The 14,242-nt window shown below is 47.1% G+C and carries 12 protein-coding genes, 1 tRNA gene and 1 pseudogene; 8 read left to right on the top strand and 6 right to left on the bottom strand.

Going from position 1 to position 14,242, the window contains the following annotated elements; translation table 11 throughout:
* Positions 1-19: 19 nt before the first annotated feature.
* Together bacA and folB are read right to left on the bottom strand one after the other, a co-directional pair.
* Positions 20-838, bottom strand: coding sequence for an undecaprenyl-diphosphate phosphatase (gene bacA, locus NXS97_RS16250; RefSeq protein WP_014594643.1), 819 nt, complete (start codon positions 836-838; stop codon positions 20-22).
* A gap of 194 nt (positions 839-1,032) precedes the next feature.
* Complete coding sequence (folB, locus tag NXS97_RS16245) at positions 1,033-1,392, bottom strand: bifunctional dihydroneopterin aldolase/7,8-dihydroneopterin epimerase (RefSeq protein ID WP_013027255.1); 360 nt, start codon at positions 1,390-1,392, stop codon at positions 1,033-1,035.
* A 108-nt stretch (positions 1,393-1,500) separates the two neighbouring features.
* Here folB and plsY point away from each other — a divergent pair, with 108 nt between their 5' ends.
* On the top strand, positions 1,501-2,100 hold the full coding sequence (gene plsY / locus NXS97_RS16240; protein WP_013027256.1) for a glycerol-3-phosphate 1-O-acyltransferase PlsY: 600 nt from the start codon (positions 1,501-1,503) through the stop codon (positions 2,098-2,100).
* Between the two features lie 35 nt (positions 2,101-2,135).
* Here the strand turns inward: plsY and tsaD are convergent, their stop codons facing one another.
* Entirely contained in the window at positions 2,136-3,149 is a 1,014-nt protein-coding gene (gene tsaD, locus NXS97_RS16235; RefSeq protein WP_013027257.1) for a tRNA (adenosine(37)-N6)-threonylcarbamoyltransferase complex transferase subunit TsaD, read from the bottom strand.
* 278 nt (positions 3,150-3,427) lie between these two features.
* Between tsaD and rpsU the strand changes: the two genes are divergently transcribed.
* The 3 genes from rpsU (at position 3,428) to rpoD (ending at position 8,038) form a co-directional block, all read left to right on the top strand.
* Positions 3,428-3,643 carry a 30S ribosomal protein S21 gene (gene rpsU / locus NXS97_RS16230; protein ID WP_001144069.1) on the top strand — a complete coding sequence of 72 codons (216 nt, stop codon included), beginning with the start codon at positions 3,428-3,430 and terminating at the stop codon, positions 3,641-3,643.
* A gap of 116 nt (positions 3,644-3,759) precedes the next feature.
* The gene (dnaG, locus tag NXS97_RS16225; RefSeq protein ID WP_029570674.1) at positions 3,760-5,505 is read left to right on the top strand and encodes a DNA primase; all 1,746 of its coding nucleotides are present in this window, start codon (positions 3,760-3,762) and stop codon (positions 5,503-5,505) included.
* 688 nt (positions 5,506-6,193) lie between these two features.
* Positions 6,194-8,038, top strand: coding sequence for an RNA polymerase sigma factor RpoD (gene rpoD, locus NXS97_RS16220; RefSeq protein ID WP_013027259.1), 1,845 nt, complete (start codon positions 6,194-6,196; stop codon positions 8,036-8,038).
* A 70-nt stretch (positions 8,039-8,108) separates the two neighbouring features.
* On the opposite strand, the gene mug is transcribed toward rpoD, so the two are convergent.
* Complete coding sequence (gene mug / locus NXS97_RS16215) at positions 8,109-8,624, bottom strand: G/U mismatch-specific DNA glycosylase (protein ID WP_029570675.1); 516 nt, start codon at positions 8,622-8,624, stop codon at positions 8,109-8,111.
* 307 nt (positions 8,625-8,931) lie between these two features.
* Between mug and NXS97_RS16210 the strand changes: the two genes are divergently transcribed.
* Positions 8,932-9,007: transfer RNA gene (locus NXS97_RS16210), tRNA-Ile, on the top strand.
* Positions 9,008-9,101: 94 nt separating this feature from the next.
* Positions 9,102-9,704, top strand: a pseudogene (locus NXS97_RS16205) (site-specific integrase); the annotation flags it as partial.
* Between the two features lie 85 nt (positions 9,705-9,789).
* Here NXS97_RS16205 and NXS97_RS16200 read toward each other — a convergent pair.
* Both NXS97_RS16200 and NXS97_RS16195 read right to left on the bottom strand, forming a co-directional pair.
* The gene (locus NXS97_RS16200) at positions 9,790-10,797 is read right to left on the bottom strand and encodes a hypothetical protein (RefSeq protein ID WP_116220054.1); all 1,008 of its coding nucleotides are present in this window, start codon (positions 10,795-10,797) and stop codon (positions 9,790-9,792) included.
* A gap of 40 nt (positions 10,798-10,837) precedes the next feature.
* Positions 10,838-11,554, bottom strand: a complete 717-nt coding sequence (locus NXS97_RS16195) for a nucleotide-binding protein (RefSeq protein ID WP_259232402.1) — start codon at positions 11,552-11,554, stop codon at positions 10,838-10,840.
* 443 nt (positions 11,555-11,997) lie between these two features.
* Between NXS97_RS16195 and NXS97_RS16190 the strand changes: the two genes are divergently transcribed.
* Positions 11,998-13,086, top strand: coding sequence for a hypothetical protein (locus NXS97_RS16190; protein ID WP_116220056.1), 1,089 nt, complete (start codon positions 11,998-12,000; stop codon positions 13,084-13,086).
* A 22-nt stretch (positions 13,087-13,108) separates the two neighbouring features.
* The gene (locus NXS97_RS16185; protein ID WP_147301589.1) at positions 13,109-13,636 is read left to right on the top strand and encodes a hypothetical protein; all 528 of its coding nucleotides are present in this window, start codon (positions 13,109-13,111) and stop codon (positions 13,634-13,636) included.
* Positions 13,637-14,242: the final 606 nt, after the last annotated feature.

Here is a 14,242-nt window from a genome sequence, read left to right as displayed (position 1 = left end):
GACCGCGTTACCCTGTGGCTTACATGAAAATCATGTACACCGCGCCCGCCACGATAAAGCGGTAGATGGCAAATGACACGAAAGAGATGCGTTTGATCAGCTCCAGGAACACTTTGATGGCCAGCAACGCGACAACGAATGCGGTGATAAAGCCCACCGCAAACATCGGGAAGTCGGCCATCGTCAGGAAGCCGAGGCTTTTATAGATATCCAGCCCTGTCGCCCCGATCATCATCGGTACGGCCAGGATAAACGAGAACTCGGATGCGGCATAGCGGCTCACGCCCATCAGCATCCCACCTGAAATGGTGGCGCCCGAACGCGAGAAGCCCGGCCACAGCGCCAGACACTGGAAGCAGCCAATCATAAACGCCTGACGATAGGTGATATCATCAATACCTGGTGATTTTGGCTGTTTCGGTTTCAGGAATTCCGCTGCCAGCAGCAGTAAGCCCCCGACCACCAGCGCATACATCACGTTAATCGGATTAAACAACGTTTTAATCTGATCGTGCAGCGCCAGACCAACCACCACCGCAGGGATCATGCCCAACAGGATATGGATCAGGGTTAACCGACCTGTCCCGACACCTTCATGTTTCACTTCACCAAAGTGAATGCCGATCAATCCAAACAAACGCCGCCAGAACATCACGACGACGGCAAGAATGGAACCTAACTGAATGACCACTTCAAAGGTTTCTGCTTTGTCGCCCTCAAAGCCCAGCAGGTGCCCCACTATAATCATGTGCCCGGTAGAAGAGACCGGTAAGAACTCGGTTAACCCTTCTACCACGCCCAGGATTGCAGCTACCCACAGCTGATGAAGATCTGCCATCAATGTATTCCCTCTGTCCGTTTTAAAACCATGAAAAAGGCGCTAGCTGTTGCGCTATCGCCTTAAATCTTATCTGCTTAAGTCTGAGTAAAACCTTAAGCTCAACTGCCGTTTAGTCTGTCGTAACGAAACGGCACGTGCTGAGACAAACAGTAATTTGGTTTGGTTTCATTGTGATGGCAATCACATCGTAACTATTTAGGAATAGTCCCGCGCTCAATTCGCACGCCAACCTGCGCTGCCTGAGCCACCGCGCCCGGTTTTGCTACCCTGATGCGCACGCCAGGTGAATTGAAACGGTTCATCAACAGATCCGCAATTTCTTCCGCTACGCGCTCCACCAACGCAAAACGCTGTCCCGTCAGATGCGACAGAATCGCTTCTGAGACATCGGCATAGCTCAGGCAGTCTTTCACATCGTCGCTGGCGGCGGCCTGACGGTTATCCCACGCCATTTCTACATCGATCACCAGCTTCTGCTGAATTCCCTGCTCCCAGTCGTAAACCCCTATCGTGGTGAAGACGGTGAGTTGTTCTATAAAGACGATATCCATGATGATGCTCTCTGTTTTTGGTCGCGCCGGATACCACTTCCGGCAGATTGTGCGTATTATCCATGGTAGACGTGATCAAAACGACCCCAAAGGAAACGGGACGGTGTTATGAGTGCTTTCGCGCTTGGTATGATTATTTTCGCGTATCTGTGCGGTTCAATTTCCAGTGCGATTCTGGTTTGCAAACTCGCCGGTTTACCCGATCCCCGCACCCACGGTTCAGGCAACCCGGGCGCAACCAACGTACTGCGTATCGGCGGCAAACTGGCGGCTGCGTCTGTGCTGGTGTTCGATATTGTGAAAGGTATGCTGCCCGTGTGGCTGGCCTATCTGTTTCATGTGCCCCCGCTTTATCTGGGCTTAACCGCCATTGCTGCCTGTCTGGGCCATATTTATCCGGTGTTTTTTCGCTTTCGTGGCGGGAAAGGCGTGGCGACGGCGTTTGGTGCAATCGCTCCCATTGGCTGGGACCTGACCGGACTCATGACGGGAACGTGGCTGCTGACCGTGCTGCTGAGCGGCTACTCATCGCTTGGCGCGATTGTCAGCGCGCTTATCGCGCCTTTTTATGTCTGGTGGTTTAAGCCACAGTTTACGTTTCCGGTTTCCATGCTCTCCTGCCTGATTTTACTGCGTCATCATGACAACATTCAGCGCCTGTGGCGCGGTCAGGAAAGCAAAATCTGGAAGCGAAAAAAGAAAAAGTAAGCGTAAAAAAAGCCGGTTAACCGGCTTTTTTAATCTCAGATGGCGGGCAGTTCCGACAAGGGCCAGCGCGGCCTGACGCTCACGCCCAGTTCTCCCCGCGTGCCGCCTTTAAGGCGCACCATGCCCGCGTAGGCAATCATGGCCCCGTTATCGGTACAAAATTCAGGACGGGCATAGAACACCTCACCGCCCCGCTTTTGCATCATCACGGCCATCTGTTCACGCAGGGTGCGGTTAGCACTGACGCCGCCCGCAATGACCAGACGTTTAAAACCCGTATGATCCAGCGCGCGTTTGCATTTAATCGCCAGCGTATCGACAACCGCATCTTCAAACGCCCGGGCGATATCGGCGCGGGTTTGCGCGTCATCGTCATTGCCACGAATGGTATTCGCGGCAAAGGTTTTCAGGCCTGAGAAACTAAAATCCAGCCCCGGACGATCCGTCATCGGGCGCGGGAAGGTGAACCGCCCGGCGGTGCCCTGCTGCGCCATTTTCGACAGCATCGGGCCGCCAGGATAATCCAGCCCCAGCAGTTTGGCGGTTTTATCGAAGGCTTCACCTGCGGCATCGTCAATCGACTCGCCCAGCAGTGTGTATTCGCCAATACCGGTGACGCTGATTAACTGCGTGTGACCGCCTGAAACCAGCAATGCGACAAACGGGAACGCGGGCGGATTCTCTTCCAGCATCGGTGCCAGCAGATGACCTTCCATATGGTGAACCGGCACCGCAGGTACCTTCCACGCAAAGGCCAGCGCGCGTCCAACCGTTGCGCCCACCAGCAACGCGCCCACCAGGCCCGGTCCGGCCGTATAGGCGACCGCATCAATTTGCTGCGGTGCCAGGTTGGCCTGCTTCAGGGCCGCCTGGATCAGCGGCACCGTTTTACGCACGTGATCGCGCGATGCCAGTTCCGGCACCACGCCGCCGTAATCGGCATGCAGTTTTACCTGGCTGTACAGTTGGTTAGCCACCAGGCCAGCCTCGTCATCATAGATTGCGATGCCGGTTTCATCGCACGATGTTTCAATACCCAGAATTCGCATTGCTTCACCTCATTCTTGCGGCGCGCAGTTTAGCATAGCCCTTGCACGAAAAGAGGATGCAATCCACGCAAAAAGTCATTTTCTGCTGCCTAAAGAGTGCGCTATACTCCCGCCCCTGGAAAAAACCGGCAGCCGCACAGGCAAACGCTCCTGTTGGTTCTAAATTATCCATGGTGCTTTACAAGCCGACGCGAGTTGGAGTAAAATGCTGCACCATTTTGAAATGTGCTGGCGCCGCAGTCAGCAGCAAAACCGAATTTTATTGAGGTGAGAGTTACATGCCGGTAATTAAAGTACGTGAAAACGAGCCGTTCGACGTAGCACTGCGTCGCTTTAAGCGTTCCTGCGAGAAAGCAGGCGTTCTGGCTGAAGTTCGTCGTCGTGAGTTCTATGAAAAACCAACGACCGAACGTAAGCGCGCTAAAGCATCTGCAGTTAAGCGTCATGCCAAAAAACTGGCTCGCGAAAACGCACGCCGCACTCGTCTGTACTAATTTCCCGGAGGTTCGCCTCCACAGCGTGATAAACGCAGACCGAGTCAAGTAAAAGGCCGTGCTTTCCGAAAGGAAGCGCGGCTTGTTGTCGTTTATGAGCTGAAAAAACGGGGCTTATGGCAGGACGTATTCCACGCGTATTTATCAATGACTTACTTGCCCGCACGGACATCGTGGAGTTAATCGATGCCCGCGTTAAGCTGAAAAAGCAGGGAAAAAATTATCATGCGTGTTGTCCTTTCCATAATGAGAAAACGCCCTCTTTTACCGTAAATGGCGAAAAGCAGTTTTATCACTGCTTTGGTTGCGGCGCTCACGGTAACGCAATCGACTTTCTGATGAACTATGATCGTCTTGAGTTTGTTGAAAGTATTGAAGAGTTAGCCACTTCCCATGGTTTAGACGTACCTTACGAAGCGGGCAATGGGCCAAGCCAGATGGAACGCCATCAGCGCCAGAGCCTGTACCAGCTGATGGAGAACCTGAACGGTTTTTATCAGCAGAGTTTGCAGCAGTCCAGCGCCCAGTCAGCACGCGATTATCTTGAACATCGTGGTCTGAGCGCCGACATCATCAACCATTTTTCGATTGGCTATGCGCCCGCCGGTTGGGACAACGTCCTGAAACGCTTCGGCAAGCAGCCTGAAGATCGTGAATCGTTGATGGAAGCGGGGATGCTGGTCAGTAACGACAAAGGCCGGGTTTATGACCGCTTTCGCGAGCGCGTGATGTTCCCGATTCGCGATAAGCGAGGCCGCGTCATCGGTTTTGGTGGCCGCGTGCTGGGTAATGATACGCCTAAGTATCTGAACTCACCGGAAACGCCGGTTTTTCATAAAGGCCGTCAGCTCTATGGCCTGTATGAAGCGTTAAAAAATCATCCTGAACCTAAACGCCTGTTAGTGGTGGAAGGCTATATGGATGTGGTTGCCCTGGCGCAATTTGGCGTGGATTACGCGGTTGCGTCACTGGGGACATCAACCACGGCTGAACATATTCAGCTGCTGTTTCGCAGCACGGACAACGTGATCTGCTGTTATGACGGCGATCGGGCTGGACGTGAGGCAGCATGGCGTGCACTTGAAACCGCATTGCCTTACATGAATGACGGTCGTCAACTACGCTTTATGTTTCTACCCGACGGCGAAGACCCGGATACGCTGGTTCGCCAGGAGGGTAAAGCCGCATTTGAGGCGAGGATGGAGCAGGCGATGCCGCTCTCTTCGTTTCTGTTCGACAGCCTGCTACCTCAGGTAGATTTGAGCTCTCGCGACGGTAAAGCACGTTTAAGTACGTTGGCGTTGCCGCTGATCACACAGATTCCCGGTGAAACACTGCGTATCTATATGCGCCAGGCGCTGGGTAACAAGTTAGGTATTCTGGATGACTCTCAGCTTGAAAAGCTGATGCCAAAGCAGGCCCCGGGCGGAAGCGCACCGGTCGCCCCACCGCTTAAACGCACCACGATGCGCGTTTTAGTGGCGCTGCTGATTCAGAATCCGCAGCTGGCAACCCTGGTGCCGTCACTGGACGGGCTTGCCGAGTCGAAAATTGCCGGTTTACCGTTATTTATTGAATTAGTGACGCGCTGTAATGAGAATCCTGGATTGACCACCGGTCAGCTACTAGAGTTATATCGCGGAACAAATTTTAGCCAGACGCTTGAAACACTGGCCGTCTGGAACCACATGATAGTGGATGAGGAAAGCGAGGCGGTATTTCAGGACTCCCTTGCCAGCGTTTATGACTCGGCGTTGGAAGAGCGACTGGAGTTCCTGATTGCGCGTGAACGTACGCACGGGCTCAGTACCGACGAGCGACGCGAGCTCTGGGCGCTGAGCCAGGCCTTCGCGAAAAAGTAACGCATTATCCGGCCTGCGGCTTTCCCTAAGCGAAGCGGCATGCTGAAAAATTGAGGGGCGAAGCACGTTTTGTTTCTGTTGGCGCGCAGTCACCGGCGCGTACTAATGTACGTGAGGATGACGAGCACTTGGCAGCGGCAAAAATGGCCAGTAAGCCGGCTTCCGCCTTCGGGCCGTCGGCGTCGAAGCAAGTTTTGTCGCTGAAAGCGCGCAGTCACCGGAGCGTACTGATGTACGTGAGGATGACGAGCACTTAGCAGCGGCAAAAATGGCGAGTAAGCCAGCTTCCGCCCTCGGGCCGTCGGCGTCGAAGCAAGTTTTGTCGCTGAAAGCGCGCAGTCACCGGAGCGTACTGATGTACGTGAGGATGACGAGCACTTAGCAGCGGCAAAAATGGCGAGTAAGCCAGCTTCCGCCCTCGGGCCGTCGGCGTCGAAGCAAGTTTTGTCGCTGAAAGCGCGCAGTCACCGGAGCGTACTGATGTACGTGAGGATGACGAGCACTTGGCAGCGGCAAAAATGGCGAGTAAGCCAGGCCCGACATAAAATTTGCGGCTTAAGTGCCGATTACTGATGGGCAAAGCCCAGGCCGCGACGAAGGCAGCGGCGAGAATAAATGCCTTCACTGTTATTGTTGGCACGCTGCCGACCAACACCAATCTAATTAACAGAAGTGTGGATACCGTCTTATGGAGCAAAACCCGCAGTCACAGCTCAAGCTTCTTGTCACCCGTGGTAAGGAGCAAGGCTATCTGACCTATGCTGAGGTCAATGACCATCTGCCGGAAGATATCGTCGACTCCGATCAGATCGAAGACATCATCCAGATGATTAACGACATGGGCATCCAGGTGGTTGAAGAAGCCCCGGACGCCGACGATCTGATGCTGAATGAAAACAGCTCCGATACTGACGAAGATGCCGCGGAAGCTGCCGCTCAGGTATTATCCAGCGTTGAATCTGAAATTGGCCGCACCACTGACCCGGTTCGCATGTACATGCGTGAAATGGGTACCGTTGAACTGCTGACCCGCGAAGGCGAAATCGACATCGCGAAGCGTATCGAAGACGGTATTAACCAGGTTCAGTGTTCCGTTGCTGAATACCCGGAAGCCATTACCTACCTGCTGGATCAGTACGATCGCGTTGAAGCAGGCGAGTCGCGCCTGTCAGATTTAATCACTGGCTTTGTTGATCCTAACGCTGAAGAAGACCTGGCACCGACCGCCACTCACGTGGGTTCTGAGCTGTCTGAAGCCGATCGTAACGACGACGAAGATGACGACGAAGAGAGCGATGACGACAGCTCTGACGACGATAACTCTATCGATCCAGAACTGGCGCGCGAGAAGTTCTCTGACCTGCGCACGCAGTACGAAACCACGCGTGACGTGATCAAAAGCAAAGGACGCAGCCATGCTGCCTCGGTTGCCGAGATCCAGAACCTGTCTGACGTCTTTAAGCAGTTCCGCCTGGTACCGAAGCAGTTCGACTACCTCGTGAACAACATGCGTGAAATGATGGAGCGTGTCCGTACTCAGGAACGTTTGATCATGAAGCTGTGTATTGAAGTGTGCAAAATGCCGAAGAAAAACTTCATTACGCTGTTCACCGGTAACGAGACTAACGAGAGCTGGTTCAAAGCCGCACTGGCCATGAACAAGCCGTGGTCTGAAAAACTGCTGGACGTGCAGGATGACGTGATGCGTTCTCTGCAGAAACTGGCCCAGATTGAAGAAGAAACCGGCCTGACCATCGAGCAGGTTAAAGACATCAACCGTCGTATGTCGATCGGTGAAGCGAAAGCCCGCCGCGCGAAGAAAGAGATGGTTGAAGCTAACCTGCGTCTGGTCATTTCAATCGCGAAGAAATACACCAACCGTGGTCTGCAGTTCCTGGATCTGATTCAGGAAGGTAACATCGGTCTGATGAAAGCGGTTGATAAGTTCGAATACCGTCGCGGCTATAAGTTCTCAACTTATGCCACATGGTGGATTCGTCAGGCGATTACCCGTTCTATCGCTGACCAGGCGCGTACCATCCGTATTCCGGTGCATATGATTGAGACCATCAACAAACTCAACCGTATCTCGCGCCAGATGCTGCAGGAGATGGGCCGCGAGCCGACGCCAGAAGAACTGGCTGAGCGCATGTTGATGCCTGAAGATAAGATCCGCAAGGTGCTGAAGATTGCCAAAGAGCCTATCTCTATGGAGACGCCGATTGGTGATGATGAAGATTCACATCTGGGTGATTTTATCGAAGACACCACGCTGGAGCTGCCGCTGGACTCTGCCACCTCTGAGAGCCTGCGTTCTGCCACCCATGACGTGCTGGCTGGCCTGACCGCCCGTGAAGCCAAAGTGCTGCGCATGCGTTTCGGCATCGATATGAACACCGACCACACGTTAGAAGAAGTAGGCAAACAGTTTGACGTTACTCGTGAGCGTATCCGTCAGATTGAAGCGAAAGCCCTGCGTAAACTGCGCCATCCGAGCCGCTCGGAAGTGCTGCGTAGCTTCCTCGACGACTAAGTCAGTTAAAACCCCGGTTCGCCGGGGTTTTTTATATCTGCCGCCCTTCCCCACTTTTCACGCCTGACCTTTAACCTTGTGCCTGTAGCGCATCGTACATCTGACGATACATCGCCACCATCTCTTCCAGTGATGCCCGATTCAGTCCGCTGGGATTCGGCAGCACCCAGACATGGGTTTTCCCCATGTAAATCGGCTGCTCGCCCCACTCCACCTTGCTCTGCCGAAACGCGCGTTTAAAGGCATCCTTACCCAGGATAGCCAGCGCAGCAGGTTGATAACGTATCACCTTATCCATCAGCCGCTGACCGCCATCGCGAAGCTCATCACCACCCAGTTCATTCGCCTGAATGGTCGGACGCTCAACCAGCATCGTGATACCGCATCCGGTCTCCAGTAAGCGCTGCTCCTCTTCCGGCTTCAGCTGCTGCTCGGTAAACCCTGCCAGATAAATCACCTTCCAGAAGCGGTTACCCGGATGCGCAAAGTGATAGCCGGTGTGCGCGGTTGACTGGCCGGGATTGATGCCGCAAAACAGCACGTTCAGGTCCGGTGCAATGATATCGGTGATGTTGTGTTCGCTCATGTTGCCTCCTGGCTTTGCGCCTGCGCGCCTCACTGTCGCTCACGCAAAGGGTCCTTGTTTGTCATCGTCTGTCACTGATTAAAGCGCATTTAGCGGGCAGCGTCGTGGTTTGGGTTGGCTTTTTTCACTGTTAAGCAGGGAAAGACAATTAAGGATAACCGCGCCGGTTATGTCGCCGCCTGTCAACCAGAGGTTTTTGTCTGTTTTATCATAGTTATCAGCAAGTAAAACATTGCTGCTTATTTCAGCAACCAGCCGAACAACGCTGGATTGCCTCGGACAGATACTTTATAATCCCCGCTCCATTGGCCCCTTAGCTCAGTGGTTAGAGCAGGCGACTCATAATCGCTTGGTCGCTGGTTCAAACCCAGCAGGGGCCACCAGATTTAGTGATGAAAAGCATTCAGTTAAGCCACCTCGCAAGGGTGGCTTTTTTGTTTTCAGAATTCGTCATTGGTCGTAAAATACCAGATATAGATCTTCTCAAACGGCCGAGACGGCAAAATGATTCGCCGCCAGTTTGCGATGAAGGGCGAAGCACACTCCTATGAGAAGTTCGTAAAAGAACAGGCTCAAGATAAGCCCTGGCTGGGAGAAAAAGCAGATAAGCGGCGGGTAATTGAGCTGGTTGAGTTGTGTTTCAACACGCACTGCATCACGTTGGCGGACGGCGAGAAGCGACGAACCACTATAGCGTTCGCATGCGAGGCGATGGGGAATCCACTCGCAACCGAGTTTAACGCGAAAATTTTTGCGTCTTATCGTGAGCAGCGATTAAGCGGCAAAATTACTCGCCCCAACCGAGTAAAAATAGTTACGCCTCGCACAGTAAATTTAGAGCTGGCGTACTTCCAGGCGATGCTTAATGAGCTATGGCGGTTAAATGAATGGACCGCACCAAACCCGTTAGAGAACGTGCGCGAGTTTAAAATCAGCGAATCGGAAATGGCGTATCTCACCATTGAAGAAATCAGAACCTTCCTCGCCGAATGTGAGAACAGCCGATCTAAAGATTTAACTACCATTCTGAAAATCTGCCTGGCAACTGGCGCACGATGGCGTGAGGCAGAAGACTTAAAATGAGATATGCGCATTTTGCGCCAGACTATTTGTCTGAAGCTACTCTACTTAATCCACTTAATTCCGTTTAGTTAAACACCAAAAGTTAATTGGCCTTCCAATTTGGGTACTCAATATAAACCTTATCAAACCATTCAGTCATTTCGGGAGAGGTTGTGCTTTTTAACCATGTATTTTCGGAATCATAACCTAGCAATTCAAATATCGAATTCAATTGCATCATAAGAATATTATAATAAGGAGTAAACTCTTCTATCTGTTCATCACTCACCAATGACTCAACATAACAAGAAAGAATAAACCGGACTCGGGCCCCCGTTGATGGATGTGTTGATTTAAAGTGCTCATGGGGGAATAGCCCATCCGTAAGTTTAAAATAGCTCATGATAATTAATAAAGATAGTAACACCCCACCTTTCTCACCATCAAAAACTGGCAACAAATTATTAAGGTAATCGGATTTTCGGTCAAAAACAGACTCAATATGATTTCTGACAATATTAAGAGCGAAGCAGTCAGCAACTAATTCACGGGCATGGCTCGCTATTAACTCTGCTTCAGAAATCTCTCTATGTCCTAAAACATCATCGAATATTCCATCGAAATCACGTAAAGTTTCACGATTACCATGATTATTAACAAAATGACCTACTTCATGGCTGACAATGAAGAGCATCAGACATTCAAGAATAAACATAAAGAAATGAGATTCCAATTCATTTTCCTCACGCTCTTCATTATTAAAACCTACAAATGGGTTAGCAACAAAATGAAGATCATGAAAATTTAAAGGCATATCTCTGACTGTAATCACACCAGACCTAGCAATAAGCTCAGATAACTTACACAGCCTATCGAACGTACCGTAAGACATGAAAACTAACTTTTCATGATGGATAATACCGCATCTAATACTCAATTCTGTGGTTATACAAAAATCTAATCTAACTTGATTAACAGAATCCATGAACATGCAAAAAAAAGGTAATAACAGCCCATTCCCCCTATCATTTTTAACATCATAGATTAAGCCTAGATTATGTTTTTTCAGAATGAAGTTCATTTCTTCAAGTTTTTGCTCAAATCTATCCACTTGTACTCCTTATTGAACAGACCATTGGATCATATGGTAACTACTCATCCAACTCCCCAGAATCGACAAGCCCATCAATAATTTCATCCAAATTTTCAGCGTTAGCGAGTAATTCAGCTAATTTTTTTTCTTCTGGGCTACTAACCGCAGCTATTAGTCCTTTATTTTTCAATATAGCCTGCATTGCCTTTTTCTTCGCATCTCTCTTAGGATTTTGTGAAATTTTTTGAAAACACATACCCATTGAAAGAGCCAATGATAAAAAGTCGCTATCCAAATGGCTTGGATTATTATCGTAAACAGAAAAAACTTTTGAAAGCTCACTCTTTAGTTGTTTTAAACCGGATCCTGTATCTTGATATTCTATATACCTTAACCCGGCAATATCGAATGGTGCGTTAATACTTCCCTTCTCTTTAATAAGAATTGTTTTATTTCTTATTGCATGCCTAAGACCCAACTCATAGAAAACATTAGGGTTAGGGTATGTCAAATCAACAACAACGTAGTCCGATAACATTAATTTTTTGAAAATCTCAGAGGTTATCGAACCGGAGTTTGATATATCATCAGCGCGCACAACTTTTATTTCTTCAGAAATACTTTCAATTGACTCCCTGATCAAACCATTATATCTATCTCTTAGTTCGGCAGCAGTAATAAGTTTTCCATTGTGAGTTTGATCCCCGATAGCCATAACGACAAAACAAGTCTTCACAATTAAATCTCCCTTTAAATTATGATAAGCTATAAGCATAGTATTTATAAAAATCACATTAATACAGGAAATTTATAAATAAAAATATCTTTTAGTAGTTTTAACTATTTGAACGTAAATTATTGAATTTAAATTTCGCTATAATGTTCATTCAACAGACATTTTCACTTTTTGTAAGTTATCATGCATACGCCGAACTTATGTTGAAAATCAGTCATCGCCAAGATTGGCAGCAAAATGGCAGCAGAGCTCAACGCTGTGTAGCACTTTTCATCACTACTCGGCCTGAAGAAAATAAAAAAATCAGTAACTTACTGATTTTACTCACTTCGTATTTCGCTGCTTCAAAATTAGCAGAGAACATTCTTGATGTGTCCTAAAGAGCAGATTAGTTGCGATTTTTTCAATATGTAGTAATGTACTTAGAAAATAATGACCTTCTTAATTCAGACTTGCTTTGTTGAAATACAAGGATTTTACGCATGGCTAAGAAAAATACAATATGCAAAGAACCCGTTATCGAATATAAAGATAAAACTCTCCATTACCGCATTGCTAAAGTTATTGGCGAAAATGTAGATCAGACTCTTCAGGAGATGGTGGCTGTAGCGCTAAGCAGGCTTTCTTCAGTAAAACAGCGATACCAGATTGTTAGCGTGGATAGCCATGACGGTGAGGATGGCGACGTCCAACAGGCTCGCCACTTCATGAATAATAAAATTGAAAGGTGGAATCTACTTTTCAATGAACTGGTTCGTTATAGCGATGGAGCAAATAAAAACATTATCACCATTGATGAGAACGCATCTTTTCTATCCATTGACCAAATAGCACCACCAGTAACAGAAGATGGTTTAAGACGTGAATTTTTAGATTCAATTATGCATATGGCATTTTTAAAAAATCATGTTGTTGTAATTCAATCATCAATACTTCGGACAAGAGAACTTGAAAAATATATTACTTGGTTATTAAAAGCAGCAGGAGTCATAACTAAAGGTTCAGTAATGCTCAATGCTGAACTACCTAAAAATCAAAGAGATAAAATAATTAAAAACAATACAAAAAAAGTAAAAATTGGTACGCCTTTGGTTGATTTCATAGATGGCGTCCCCATTGATACAGCACGAACTATAGTAACAACAGAAGCGATTAGAGCAAACCACGTTAAAGTAAAACCAAAAGGAATGGGGCTAGACATCATTAAAGCTTTGTTCACTGATAGAGAGCGTGAGAATTATGGCCTTACTGATGAAGTTTTTTCAGGAGATGCTATAGACAAAGGCAACATTAATGTTTCTGTTGAGATTAGTTATAATTACAAAGCAAAAAAAACATCACAAGAGTTAATCAATAACATCAGTCAAGCTCTTAGACATAGCCATCCAGATGATGTAGAATTAACACTTGATAAAGTTGGAAAAATAAAGGGTAATAGTTTAGTTATTAGCAAAAAAATAAAACTTAAATTCACTAATGGTATAGCTGATCCTGAGGAATTGTATATGAAGATTCATGAGTGGTTGACAGAGCAGATACGGTTAGGCGAACTAGATGCTAAAGCTCAGTAATATAATCAGGACTGTTTTGTTTTTGATTATTTTACTTGGCTCTTTTTGTTTTTTTTCGAAGCCGAGTAGAATTGAACATCTGAATGGTTGGTTCCAGTTAGTAGTCAGCGGGGGGCTTTTGACTCCTTTAGTGACATATGCATGGTTTTTAAAAGGTAAATTTGAGAAAATTATAGATAATGACGGGCTAGACTCTATTGAAACTAGTAGATTAAGCATAAAAACATCTTTATTCATTAAAAAAATATGGCTATGGGTGATTTATTATATATGTAGCGGTGCAGTCATAGTACTATTTAACATACTAAAAGATGATGCTACTTACTCCCGTTACTTGGGTTCTTTATCTATCGCATTACTTTTCATTGCTCTTTTATCGGCTATTTCTCTTCGTGATTTTGATGTTGCATTATCAGAGTTAAAAGCAGCTATTATAATCAGGCGTAAGAAAAATGCAGAAAAAGAGGCCATGCTGAAATTACTGAATGAAGATGATGAGTTTAGCCAAAAAGAAAAAGACTATTTTAATCGCTATAATGGAAATGGATAGTTTTATATCTTAGAGCCACTGCAATTTTTTTTAGTTCCTCAAGCATTGTAACTTGCTCGTAAGCCCCGCAGCATGAAGCAAGTTAATGCTTCTCCCATATAACTTTTCATATTAATATCTACTATGCTCTCAATTAACTCTTCCATGTCACTTAGCTTTTCCATTTAACCCTCATTTACTTTGATTGGTTTTATTGGAGTTTTAACTCAAGTTAAAATGCCGATAACATGAGTTTACAAAGAACATCTAAAAATGGCAGCAGAGCGCAACCCTATGTGCCAATTTTAATCACTAATCGGCCTTAAGAAAAAAATCAGCAACTTACTGATTTAATTCATTTAAACTTGGGAGTCACAATTTTTTGACCGCTCTATCCAACATTAAGGGAGACATATTTTACCGATTATCGGTATTTTATTGTGCCTTTTGGTAAGGCACTTAAAGATTTAATTTTAAAAAAATATATCGAACAAAAAAATTACATTATAGTGTTTGAATTAACATACAGATTAGAAATTTATAATTTATTTAGAATCACACCCACTTACTGTATCGTATATATACATAAGCAACTATAACGATCCAAGCGAGAACAAAAATCATTGG

This window comes from Pantoea sp. B623 (assembly GCF_024814475.1).
Classification (GTDB): Bacteria; Pseudomonadota; Gammaproteobacteria; order Enterobacterales; family Enterobacteriaceae; genus Pantoea; species Pantoea ananatis.
The sequence above is the reverse complement of the archived record's forward strand: the minus strand, read 5'-3'. Positions and strand labels throughout refer to the sequence as shown.